The following is an 11,945-nucleotide window of genomic DNA, read 5'->3' as shown; positions in this document are numbered from 1 at the left end:
GCCTCCAACCCCCACTCGCAACACCGCCTCTGAAGCCCGCCGCAGACCCCGAGCACAACGGCGCAGATCCGCTTCGACACACCGAGAACGGACGCCGCAACCCGGCGTTTGGCGACGGATCTGCGCCCGTGTGCACACCACTGGCGGCTCGCCGGGACTCGGCTGGAGGGCATGGCCGGGATGGAGTCGAGCGCCCCAACCCACGCGAGAGTGCACGATCCGCCGCGAGAGTGGGCGCTGCGCGGCCCGGAAGATGCACTCGCGGCGGAAGACGCACGCTCGACATTCAGCCCGATTCATCACGCCGAACGAGAGCCCGGCACAACCGCGGGGATCCACTGGGACACACCGACACCGGAAGCCCAAGCTCGGGGTGTCTTGAGGAATCCCCGCCGTTGTGCACGGCGGCCGGCGCGCCAAAAGGGCGGCCTCCCGAAGGAGACCGCCCTGTGGTGGTGCCCAGCCGACCGGTGCCGGCCGGCGGTGTCTACCTGGCCTGCCTAGCCTGCGACCTGGTCGTACGCGCGCTGTGCGGCGCTCTGAGCGTCGGCGAGCGCGTCGGCGGCCGACTTCTCTCCGAGGAGGGCCGAGGTCACCGCGTTCTGCAGCTCGGACTGGATCTGCTGACCGGCGGGCGAGGATCCGAACGAGGCGCCGCTGGATGCGACGTCGTAGTACGTCGCGATCGCCTGGTCGAAGCCGGCGTAGCCCGTCTCCTTGACGTACGACTCACGGATCGTCTGGTCGGCCTCGGGCGAACCGGTGAACAGACCCGCGTTGATGCCGTTGCGACCGGGGTCGGCCTCGGTCGTCTCGGCGCGAGCGGCGCCGGCCGCCTCCCAGGCCTCGAGCGAGGTGAGTGTCAGAGCCCAATCGCACGCCGCCGAGGGGTTCTTCGACGCCGCCGGGATCACCACGGATGTCCCGCTGGCAACCGTGAACGGCTCACCCTCCTGGGTGACGACCGGAATCGCCCCGATGTCCACCTGCTCGGCGTAGGAGGTCAGCACATTGACGTACCACTGGTCGAAGATCGCGGCGCCGACCTGGTCGGCCACGAACGAGTTGTTCTCGCCGAACACGTCGAAGGAGTCGACGAAGCTCTTCACGTTCGCGTACCCGCCCTGCAGGTCGTAGATCTTCTTGAGGAAGTCGATCGCCTCGGCGTTCTTCGGGTTGTCGAGCGTGGGCTCGCCGTCCTCACCGATCGTCGACCCGCCGAAGCTCAGCATCCACAGGCCCGCCTTGGAGGGACCCTGGGGGTCGAAGCCCAGGCGCGTGGGGTTCTGCCCGTTCATGACCGTCATCTTCTCGACGGCAGCGAGGAAGGCGTCCTGATCCGAGACATTGAGCTGCTCCGGAGTGACGCCCGTCTCGCCCATGACCCGGGCGTTGAGCATGATCGCCGGCGGCTGGTAGAACTGCGGGACCGCCCAGACCTCGTCGTCCCACGTGACGTCGTCGACGACCTGGGGGTACCAGTACTCGCGCGGGTCGATGTCGTAAAGGGCGAAGCAGTCGTCGATCGGCATGATCAGGCCCTGGGACGCGTAGGTGGTGACGAACTGCCGGTCCATCACGACGACGTCCGGGATGTTGCCACTGGCCGCGAGGGTGGTGAACTTCTGCGCGTCGAAAGGCGAGTTGTCGAGATCGACTTCGGTGTCGGACTCGGCCAGCTTGTCGTCTGCGAGGTCAATGCGGGACTGCGCGACCTCGTCGGGCTCCGGGAACCCCCACGCCGTCAGAGTGCCGGAGTAGTCCTCCGAGAATTCCGCGCCTTCGGTCGTCGCGGTGCCCCCACCACCGCACGCGGTGAGAGTGAAGAGGGACGCCGCGGCTGTCACCGCGACGAGGGCGTTCTGCCGTTTCTTCATTGAACTGTCCTTTCGGGCGCACGCTCCCAGGCGCCTTCGCGCGGGAGTGCGAGTTGCGTGGTGCTGTGTGGGAACCATCCCACACGTGACCGTACAGGAGGGATGCGTTTACGCACAAGGCACTTGCGCCCGCATCCTGGCGTTCCGTTGTGTATTCGTGACCTTGACGATTGCGGTCGATGGGACGCCGGAACTAGCGTCGTATGCAATCGATCCCACCCCTTGATCGCGACGAAAAGAGACGCGCGCCTTGGGCTTCATGCTCCTTTCTCCGTCAGACAACCACGCTTCGCTCCCTGCCGTCATCGGGGTTGACGAAGTGCTCCCGAGGTGGCAGTGACATGACCCGCTCGACAAACCTCCCGGAACTGATCGCGGCCACGCGTGACCTGCTGCGTGAAAGCCCCTCGCGGGTTCTTCTGGGCATCACCGGCCCGCCCGGCACGGGCAAGTCGACGGTTGCCTCCGCCATCGCCGAAGCGTTCGGACCGGCGACCGCGGTGGTGGTGCCTATGGACGGATTCCACCTCACCCGGGCACAGATCATGGGAACCCCCCTTCTGGCCCGCCGCGGTGCACCCGACACGTTCGACGCCGATGCCTTCGCTGCGGCTCTGCACCGCATCCGGTACACCACCGACGAGGACGTGTCGGTGCCGGCGTTCGATCACGTCGTCGGCGACCCCATCCCGGATGCGATCACGGTGCCGGCTGGGCTGCCGCTGGTCGTCGTCGAGGGAAACTACCTGCTTCATCCCGAGCCGGGATGGGGCGCCGCCCGCGCGCAGCTGGACGCCGTCTGGTACTTCGATACGCCGGCCGAGGTGCGCCGCGCCCGCCTCGAGGCGCGTCATCGACAAGCCGGCCGCAGCCCCGAGGACGCGGCGCGCTTCGTCGAGGAGTCCGACGAGCGCAATGCGGCCCTGATCGCCCGGACGGCATCCGCTGCGGACGCCGTCTTCGCCCTCCACGACGTCCTGACCTGAGAGCACCATGCCGAGCTCGATCAGCGGGGTTCGAGCTGCGCCTCGCAGAGAGCGACCGCCTCGAGCAGCACATCCGAGAGATCGTTGGGGCGCTCCATCTGCGTCCAGCGGCCGGAAGGCAGGTCCACCAGGGTCACATCCGGGATCTGCGCCAGTTCGCGGGCGGGGTCGATCGCGAGCGACATCCACCGACGGACGTCGTCGGTGCTGAACTCCGTGGCGACGACAGTCACTGGCACGTCGTAGCGGCGAGCATCCGTCAACCGCTGCACGCCGTCCAGCACATGCGACGCGTTCTCCGTCATGCGGTAGTAGAGGGAGGCGAGGCCCGCGTCGATCACGCGCTGCCCGCCGGTGTGCGTGGGCCTTCCCCCGGAGTCGGCGGTGAAGCCGCTGAGCACCCCGGCGCCGTCGGCGCTGGGCAGTCCGCCGACGTACACGGCGCGCGCGATCGATTCGGGGCGCTTGTTGACCGCGGCATGAACGAGCCCGCAGGATTCCGCGTGCCCCACGAGCACGACCGGACCGTCGGAGCGATCAATGGCCGACACGATCTCGGCCACGTGATCGGCCAGCATCATGCCGGAACGGTTGGCAGACCGCGACTCGAAGCCGCGGAGGGTGAGCGCCAGGGGCCGATGTCCTGCGGCGGCGAGCCGGGACTCGACGTCCTGCCACGATGTGGCATCCAGCCAGAGCCCGGGAACGAGAACGATGTCCAACGCACACTCCTTCCCATTTTCAGAAGATTGTCACGCCTTCTCCGCCCGGTAGTCACGGGGGTTGCGAAGAGCACCGGTTCTGTGCTTCGAAGCACGGCCGGGCGGTGGCATCGTGGAGGGATGTCCCGCCCCGAACTGCCCGATGTGCTGGTGATCGAGTGCGACTCGCTGCCGCCCGACCTGATCGGCGCCTACGGCGACCGGAACGGCGCCACTCCCGAGATCGATGCGCTCGCCGCTCGGGGCGTGCGGTTCGAGGCATCCTGCAATGCCCCGCTGTGCACTCCATCGCGCGCGTCCATGCTGACCGGACGCCTCGCGAGCCGGCTGGACTGCTTCGACAACGCGAGCGAGTTCGCATCGGACCACCCGACCGTGGCGCACGCGTTCCGGTCGATGGGCTACCGCACGGCCATCATCGGCAAGATGCACTTCATCGGGCACGACCAGCACCACGGATTCGATGAGCGGCTGGCCCTCGACACCGACTACAGCAAGGGTTACGACCCCGGCCTGTATGCGCTGGCTTACGACTGGGACCAGCCGAGCGCCGGCAACCCGAACAGTCCGCAGATGATGGGCGAGTCCTACCTGGCGGGCGAATCGACGGATGCCTACCGCCGACGCTTCCGGCAGGAGCTGCACACCGAGCGGGACGAGCGCATTCACGCAGAGGCGCTCGCCTACCTCTCGCGCGACCACGAGGGGCCCTTCTTCGCCATCGCCTCGTACCATGCCCCGCACAACCCGTTCTGGGCGCCGGACGAGGAGGTGGCTCGGTTCGCGGACGCGCGCCCGCGGCTCGCTCCCGAAGTGGTGCCGCCGGCGGGCGTGATGGACCGCTGGCTCGACGACTTCCACTACGTCCACCAGGTGCTGGACCCGCTGATGCAGCCGGAGAACCTGCGCTGGATGCACTCGACGGTGTACGCGTTGGTGCGCGAGCTCGACATCCGCGTCGGGGAGCTTCTGCGCGCGCTCCCTCGCCCGGACGAGACGATCATCGTGTTCACCGCCGATCACGGCGACATGCTCGGCGACCGCGGCATGCTGCAGAAGCGCACCTTCTACGAACGCTCGATCAGGGTGCCGCTGATCATCGCCGGGCCGGGGATCGTGCAGGGTGCCGAGATCTCCACGCCCGTCAGCCTCGTCGATCTGCTGCCCACACTGGCAGGCCTCGTCGGGGCACCGCTGCCCCCTGACCTCGACGGCGCGGACCTCGGTCCCGCGCTGAGTGGTCACCGGGCACCGGAGCACGCGGTGATCGCGGAGTATCACGGAGAGGGCGTCCACGCGCCGTGCTTTCTGCTCCGCGATGGCTCGTGGAAGTACGTGCTGGTGCACGGCCACGAGCAGCACCTGTACGACCTCGCGCACGATCCCGGAGAGCGGCGCGACCTCGCCTCGGATGCGGAGCGAGCGGCGCAGCTCGACCGCCTGCACCGGCGGCTGCTGGAGTCGGTCGATCCGGCGGACGTCGAACGGCGCGCTCGGCAGTCGCAGCGGCGACGCGGCTTCGTGTATCGCGCCCTCTACGGCGCCTTCGATCAGCCTGCGGCACCACTCAAGCCGGGACCGGCTCCACATCGATGAGCGCCTCTGCGTGCTGCCCCAGCATGAGCCTGCCGATGGTGACATCGATCGCGAAGCGAAAGCGGCGGCCCGGGGCGGACGGAACGACCGCCACATCCCAGAGCGCCTCCTCGTCGTATTCCAGTCGTGCAGCGAACTCGGTCTCGGGCGAGTGCCAGCCCGGCGGGAGTACGAGGGCGACACGCACGTCCGCCGCCTCGGGGAGCGGATTGCGCACAGACACGCGGTAGGCGAGGCGCTCCCCCACCGCGGCGCGAGCTCGGTACGGCGAGATCCGGGCGGTCTGCCCGTGCGGTGCCATCCCGATCTCCTGCAGCGGCAGCAGCTCCTCGTGGATGTCGTCCACGGCCCGGCCTTCCTCGGTCAGGTAGTCGAGGTATCCGCGCTCCACCCATCGGGGTTCCCAGTGTCCGGTCGCCATCAGGCCGGGTGCGATCCGCTGATAGAGCTCCGCGCTCCGGATGTAGTCGCCCAGGCGGAAGAGGTTGCGGTACTGGTAGTTCATGATGTCGCGGCGCCCATCGCGGCCGCCCAGTCCTTGCTGCTGGTCGCCGGTGAACACGACCTGCACATCGTCGACGGTGACCGCGTAGGCGACCGCATAGAGCGTGTGCCCCGGCTGCGCGTACGCCGTGATGGTGTACTCGTTCCACGTGAAGGGCCGATCGAGCGGCAGGACACGATCGGCCGGAATCGGGTCATACCACTGGCAAGGGAGATCCTCGAGCCACGGATCGGCGAGGACCGGTGCGACGTTCTCGGGGATCCACAGCTCGGTGCCCTCCACATCCCGAAGCAGCGGCATGCCGGCCACGTGGTCGTCGTGATAGTGCGTCGGCAGCGCCACGGTGACGTTCGTCACACCGTGATGGCGGCGCAGTGCCGGAAGCGACGCGAGCCACGGCCGTCGGGCGCTGCGCTCCTGGCTGTGCACGAGCCCGGTCGTCATGTCGTACCCGTAATCGATGAGCAGCGCCTCGCCCGTCTCGGAGAGCAAGACGTAGGAGCACGAGATGGTCGAACGGTTCAGGAGCAGGTGCGGGGTCAGGGCGACGAACGGATCGTCCAGGCGCGCACGCACGTCCCACGGGTATGGCCGCCGGGAGTCGATGTAGCGCTGCATGGCCTCGACGAGAAGCTGCAGCGCCACCTCGGGCTCTCGCATCGGATCGCCGTGCGACGGCGCGAGCAGCGAGAGGTTCTCGGCCGAGAGGATGAGCGCGCTGAGCACGGTCATGGCGGGCCCCTCGTTCTCGGTGTACGACCACTGCGTCGCCGCCAGCGACCACACCTTGCCCGGTGCGTAGATCAGATCGCCCGTGAACGCGATGCGCTCGCCGTCCCGCTCCAGCAGATAGGTGACGGACCCGATCGTGTGGCCGGGGGTCGGCAGCACCCTGAGGGCGACGCCGGCGCAGACGAGGTCGCGATACTCCGGAACGGTGCCGTGCACGGGCACCGATGCCAGGAGGGAGAAGCGGTCCTGCCGCAGGTTGTAGTCGTTGTCGAGCTGGCGACCGGACCACATCTGTTCGACGCGGTCGAACAGCTCCACCTCGACGGGCGGCACGTGGATCCGTGCACCGTGCCGCACGGCGCGCGGCAGACCCTGGGCCTGATCGCGGTGGTGGTGCGTCATCAGCACATCTGTCACGCGGCGGATGCCGAGCTCGGCCAGGTGGTCGAGCACGAGACCCGACCCGAAGTCGATGGTCACCGCATCGCGCTTGCCGAACGGCTCGTCGGGGTCGACGAGCACGTACACGTGGCACGTGTCGGCGATCCGCCACACGCCCCGCGCGATCTGGCTGGCGGTCACTCGCGGGCGCTCCGATACGCCGCCCATGTCTCTCCGATCACGGCGAGGTGCTCGGGCAGGATGGCGTCGTCGTCGCTGACCCGCTCGATGTCGTCCCGGACCCGTTCGATGTAGTACAGCGCCGGAACCCCCATGCCGCCCTGCGCCCGTGCGTAGTCGAGCCACTCGTCACGGCTGGGCATCGGCCACTGGTCGGTGTCGACCGGATGCCGCGGCAGAGTCGTGGCCACGATCTCGTACCGCGCGCGCAGCTGGGCCGCCACCGAGACGGGCGCGCCCGTGACGTCGTGCTCGAGCACGTCGTTCGTGCGGACCATGTCGCACACGTCGCCGAAGGACGGATGCACGGTGTGCGTGATCACGAGAGCGTCGGGCTTGACCGCCTTGGAGGAACGGTGGATGCGCTGCACGAGACGGTGCAGCCCCGCGACACCCCAGACTCCGTCGCTGCCCGGTGCCGGCCGGAGCGTCTTGCCGCTCGGGGTGCGCTGCGTGAAGTCCACCTTGAACCCGTCGGCATCCAGTCCATCCGGTCCGAGCAGGCGGACGATGATGTCATCGAGCCGTCTCATGTATGCCTCGCTGCCCGGGTCCACCGAGACCGCTCGGCCCGCGGCATCCGTGATGCACTCGTCTACCGGCAGGCCGGTGGGATCCCATGCCTTCCACCAGAGCAGCACACGGCGTCCCTCGGCATGCCTCTGGGCGATCCACCCGCGCAGGTCCGGCCATGCTTCGGGATCCGGTTCGGCCGTGCCGTACTCCGCCTGCCAGCGATCGTCCACGATGATCGTGCCCGGCTCCAGCGACGCCGTCGCCAGCGTGGTGAGGAACTCGTCGTAGATCTCCTGGCGGCAGAAGTCGGGAGCGGATCTGCCGCCCCTCGCGACCTGCGACCCCCAGCCGCAGAAGATCGGCTCGAGCCACCAGTCCTCGAGGTCGCGGTGTTCCGCCGACGCGTATCCGCTGTGGACGAGGTCTGCTCGATGGGCCTCGAGCGCCTTCGCCGGAGACGCCACCGGGCGGATGACGATCGTCGGCGAACGCCATGTCCCGTCGATCTGCGTGTGCCCTTCGTACGCGAGACGAAGGAGCGCGCCGTCATCGACGGGCTCGTAGCGAAGGGTCGTGAAGGACAACTCCTCCACCGGCGCGCGCAGCCACACGGCCAGCCAGGGGCCGAGGCCCGGCGCAAAGGGATCCGACGCCGCATCGCGGCCGAAGGCGAGGGCGAACGGCGGCGGGGAGAAGATGCCGTTGAGGCGTCCGGGATCCGCATCGCCCACCACGCCGAGGGAGGCTGCCGACCACACGGGCCGCACGAACGCGATCGGCTCGGTCGGGCTGGGCACGTATACGCTCTGCGCATCCAGCCCCGTACGGAAGGTGCCGGAGGCGCCGGTCGGCACGACGCCGTCGCCCCCGAGGATCGTGACATCGGTGAGCGAGCCGGAACCCTCCGCCTCGAGAGTCAGCTCGACGGTTTCCGCCGTGCACCGCAGGAACAGCGCTCGTCGCTGCCATGTTGACGATTCCGTCCGCACGGTGATGATCACCGCGCCTTCGACCACCTCGACCTCGGGCTCGAAGAGACGCATGCTCTCGTCGGGCGTCTCGCGGGTGTGGGCGCTGGAGAGGGCGCACAGGCGCATCCAGCGGGCGCCTCCTTCATCCGAAAGATGGAAATAGGGCGACAGGGTCAGTCCAGAGGGCCCGGTCTTCCACGCGAGGGTGTAACCGTGGCCGCGAACGATGACACGTTCGGAGTCGCCCGCAAGCGAGGGTGCGGGGTTCATGCTTTCCATCCTATGTGACATCGTTCCCATAAGCGCGGAGGTGCACTCGCGTATCCGGCCCGGTCGAGCGCGTCAAGGCCTCCCGGATGTCCGCCGAGTTGCGTAACGTTGTGTGAAGAAGCGCCGGGGAGGGCGCCGACAGAACGCGCGCGTTCCTCTGTCGCTGCTGAGCCGCTCCGTGCCGCTCAGAGCGACCGCCGCATTCACCGACCCCGGTCCCCGGCCCGATCCGGTGGCGGGGGCCGCACCACCAGCATCCGAAGGACAGACGACGATGACCGACACACAGAACCCGACCGTTTCGACGCCGACGCCGCCGGACACCGCAACGAAGGTCGCCGCGGTGGTCTACAACCCCATCAAGGTGGACCTGCCCGCCATCCAGGCCGTCGTGGCCGCGGAGCAGGCGGCGGCTGGATGGGGCGAGACGCTCTGGTTCGAGACGTCCGAGGACGACCCGGGGCAGGGTGCCACCGAGGCGGCGCTCGCGCAGAACGTGTCGATGATCGTGGTCGCGGGTGGCGATGGCACGGTGCGCGCCGTGGCCGAGGCGGTGCATGAGAAGGACGTGTCGCTGGCGCTGCTGCCGTCGGGAACCGGCAACCTGCTGGCGCGCAACCTCAAGCTCACGCTCGATGACCTCGAGCACTCCATCCACTCCGCCTTCACGGGCGAGGATCGGCAGATCGATCTCGCGATGATCGACATCCGTCGAGGGGACTCGAAGGTCGACACGCACGCGTACGTCGTCATGGCGGGGCTCGGCCTGGACGCCAAGATGCTCGCGAACACCGACGAGGAGCTGAAGGCGAAGATCGGCTGGCTGGCATACGTCAAGGCCATCGCCATCGCACTGCGCGACAAGAACCAGCTCCGGCTCAAGTACAAGCTCGACGCGACGCCCGTCAAGCACATCCGCGCGCACACGGTGATCATCGGCAACTGCGGAACGCTGCAGGCGAACGTGCTCCTGATGCCGGAGGCTGCGGTGGACGACGGCCAGCTCGACATCGTGCTGCTGCGGCCGGAGGGCTTCCTCAGCTGGGCGCAGATCTTCACGAAGATCGTGTGGGAGAACGGCGTGCTCAGCCGCACTCGGCTCGGGCAGAAGTTCACCACCAAGGAGGTGAAGGCACTCAACTACATCAAGGGCGAGCGCTTCACCATGACCCTGAACCACCCGGAGGCCATCGAGCTCGACGGGGACGAGTTCGGCGAGGCCGTCGCGATCCGCACCTGGGTGGTGCCGAACGGGCTCACCATCCGCGTGCCCGTCGAGTCGACGGACTGACCACATGCGCCGCGTCGGCGACCGGCGGGCGGGGACGACGCTGACCGCCGGGGTCGCACGCGCGGCGATCACGCCCGCGCGGGGTGTTCCGATGTCCGGTTTCGTCGGCAGGGGCCCTGCCCTCGACATCCACGATGACCTCTTCGCGACGGCCCTCGTGCTTGCGGAGCGGGGCGGGCAGGACCTCGAGGCGGACACCAGGGTGGCGATCGTCGCGCTCGATCTCATCGGGATGTACAGCGACGAACTCGTGGCCACGCTGAAGGCAGCCGTGCGGCGCGCCACCGGTATACCGCCGGAGCGGGTGTTCCTGGCGTGCAGTCACACGCACTACGGCCCGGTCGTCGCCGAGAACGGCGACATGCCCGGCGGCGAGACCTCCGAGGCGGCGGAGTACCGTGCCCGGCTCCCCACATGGATCGCCCGGTGCGTGGCGGAGGCGGACAGCCGACGGGAGCCCGTGACCCTTTTCGCCGGGCGCGGCGCGTGCCGAGTCGGCGTCAACCGGCGCGAACCGCAGCCGGATGGCACCATCGCGCTGGGCCGCAACCCCGACGGGCCGCTCGACCCGGAGGTGCAGATCCTGCGCTTCGACCGTGCCGCGACGGATGCAGCCGGCGACTCGCGCGGCGATCCGGCGACGGTTGCGACGATCGTCAGCTTCGCGTGCCATCCGAGCTCGCTGGAGGCGAGCGTCAGAAGCATCAGCGCCGACTTCCCCGGCGCGATGCGCGCGCGAGTGGAGCAGGTCGTCGGCGGTACAGCGCTGTTCCTGCAGGGCGCCGCGGGCGACATCGATCCCAAGACCAGGGCGCCCGACTGGTCGCTGCCCGAGTCCTTCGGCCTCTCCCTCGCGACCGAGGCGATCCGCGCCTCATCGGCCGCGCAGCACCTGGCGGCGACACCCCTCACGAGTGAGCGCCGGCGCCTGGCGATCCCGCGCCGTGGAGCCGACTCCGTGTCAGGCGCCCGATCCGAGCTGGAGGGGCTGCTCGCCGACATGGCGGCCAGAGGATCCGCCGATCCGGATGCCGGGTGGTGGCTGGAACTGAAGATCAAGGAGGCCCGCGAGGTGCTCGCGGCTCTCGAGTCGGGACGCCGGCCCACCATCGAGGCGGACATCTCGGTCCTGAGGATCGGCGACGCGGCCCTCTCCTTCGCGCCCGCAGAACTGTTCACCGAGCTGGGCAGAGCGATCAAGATCGGCTCCCCGAGCGTCTGGACGGGGGTGGTCGGCTATACCGACGGCGCCCTGTGGTACGTGCCGACTCGAGCCGCCTACGACGAAGGCGGGTACGAGGTGAACGACGCGTGTCGCGTTCCGCCGGAGGCCGGCGAGCTGCTCGTCGAGCGCACGGTGGCGCTCCTCGAGCAGGTCTTCGCGCGGGGCTGACGCCTTGCCGCGCCGGGGATGCGGGAGAACTCAGTCCCCGTCGTCGTCTGCGGACTCGTCCGGCACCTCGTCGCCCCGAGGACCCACGAAGTCGCTCGTGATCGTGTCGTCGCGCTCGATGTCCTTGATCACGTCCGTCTTCAGATCGCTGGCCGGGTTGCCGTCCTCCTGCGACTCACGCGAGTCCGATGTCTCCACCATGATGTGCTCCTTTCGCTCCATGCAGGCTAGGACTGCGGGGGCGATCGCTCACGGCGCTTGCACCGGTCAGGCGATGGGTGTATCGAGCGTCGATCGGATGGCTCGTCGGCTGCCGCCGGACGGATCCCTCGGTCAGCGTCTGGGCGCCTCACCACTGCGGTTGACCGCGGTATCCTCTTCTCCTCCGCCTTCGCGACCGGAACGAGCAGTTCCGGTTCGCGTTCACGTCCCTGAAGCATCCGCAGGCGGTCGAGTACCTCTAGG

General features: G+C 68.8%; 9 protein-coding genes. 4 read left to right on the top strand and 5 right to left on the bottom strand.

Translation table 11 applies throughout. The annotated features are described in order from the left end of the window. Positions 1 to 500: 500 nt before the first annotated feature. Positions 501 to 1,877, bottom strand: a complete 1,377-nt coding sequence (locus ACLQ2Q_RS07510) for an ABC transporter substrate-binding protein (protein ID WP_425819564.1) — start codon at positions 1,875 to 1,877, stop codon at positions 501 to 503. Positions 1,878 to 2,218: 341 nt separating this feature from the next. Here ACLQ2Q_RS07510 and ACLQ2Q_RS07505 point away from each other — a divergent pair, with 341 nt between their 5' ends. Beyond that, positions 2,219 to 2,863, top strand: a complete 645-nt coding sequence (locus ACLQ2Q_RS07505) for a nucleoside/nucleotide kinase family protein (protein WP_425819562.1) — start codon at positions 2,219 to 2,221, stop codon at positions 2,861 to 2,863. Between the two features lie 20 nt (positions 2,864 to 2,883). On the opposite strand, the gene ACLQ2Q_RS07500 is transcribed toward ACLQ2Q_RS07505, so the two are convergent. After that, on the bottom strand, positions 2,884 to 3,585 hold the full coding sequence (locus ACLQ2Q_RS07500) for an alpha/beta fold hydrolase (RefSeq protein ID WP_425819560.1): 702 nt from the start codon (positions 3,583 to 3,585) through the stop codon (positions 2,884 to 2,886). A gap of 120 nt (positions 3,586 to 3,705) precedes the next feature. Here ACLQ2Q_RS07500 and ACLQ2Q_RS07495 point away from each other — a divergent pair, with 120 nt between their 5' ends. Then, a complete protein-coding gene (locus tag ACLQ2Q_RS07495) occupies positions 3,706 to 5,181 on the top strand; it encodes a sulfatase-like hydrolase/transferase (protein WP_425819558.1) in 1,476 nt (491 codons plus the stop codon). Here ACLQ2Q_RS07495 and ACLQ2Q_RS07490 read toward each other — a convergent pair. Together ACLQ2Q_RS07490 and ACLQ2Q_RS07485 are read right to left on the bottom strand one after the other, a co-directional pair. Continuing rightward, complete coding sequence (locus tag ACLQ2Q_RS07490) at positions 5,153 to 7,000, bottom strand: MBL fold metallo-hydrolase (RefSeq protein WP_425819556.1); 1,848 nt, start codon at positions 6,998 to 7,000, stop codon at positions 5,153 to 5,155. The two genes, ACLQ2Q_RS07495 and ACLQ2Q_RS07490, sit on opposite strands and share 29 nt — an antisense overlap. Then, the gene (locus ACLQ2Q_RS07485; protein ID WP_425819554.1) at positions 6,997 to 8,796 is read right to left on the bottom strand and encodes a hypothetical protein; all 1,800 of its coding nucleotides are present in this window, start codon (positions 8,794 to 8,796) and stop codon (positions 6,997 to 6,999) included. The genes ACLQ2Q_RS07490 and ACLQ2Q_RS07485 overlap by 4 nt, the downstream gene beginning before the upstream one ends. A 274-nt stretch (positions 8,797 to 9,070) precedes the next feature. On the opposite strand from ACLQ2Q_RS07485, the gene ACLQ2Q_RS07480 reads away from it, so the two are divergent. Both ACLQ2Q_RS07480 and ACLQ2Q_RS07475 read left to right on the top strand, forming a co-directional pair. Then, the gene (locus ACLQ2Q_RS07480; protein WP_425819552.1) at positions 9,071 to 10,087 is read left to right on the top strand and encodes a diacylglycerol/lipid kinase family protein; all 1,017 of its coding nucleotides are present in this window, start codon (positions 9,071 to 9,073) and stop codon (positions 10,085 to 10,087) included. A gap of 4 nt (positions 10,088 to 10,091) precedes the next feature. Beyond that, positions 10,092 to 11,480, top strand: a complete 1,389-nt coding sequence (locus tag ACLQ2Q_RS07475) for a hypothetical protein (protein WP_425819550.1) — start codon at positions 10,092 to 10,094, stop codon at positions 11,478 to 11,480. Between the two features lie 30 nt (positions 11,481 to 11,510). On the opposite strand, the gene ACLQ2Q_RS07470 is transcribed toward ACLQ2Q_RS07475, so the two are convergent. Continuing rightward, positions 11,511 to 11,681, bottom strand: a complete 171-nt coding sequence (locus ACLQ2Q_RS07470; protein ID WP_425819548.1) for a hypothetical protein — start codon at positions 11,679 to 11,681, stop codon at positions 11,511 to 11,513. Positions 11,682 to 11,945: the final 264 nt, after the last annotated feature.

Origin of the sequence: Microbacterium sp. DT81.1 (assembly GCF_049844955.1) — a bacterium.
Classification (GTDB): Bacteria; Actinomycetota; Actinomycetes; order Actinomycetales; family Microbacteriaceae; genus Microbacterium.
The sequence above is the reverse complement of the archived record's forward strand: the minus strand, read 5'-3'. Positions and strand labels throughout refer to the sequence as shown.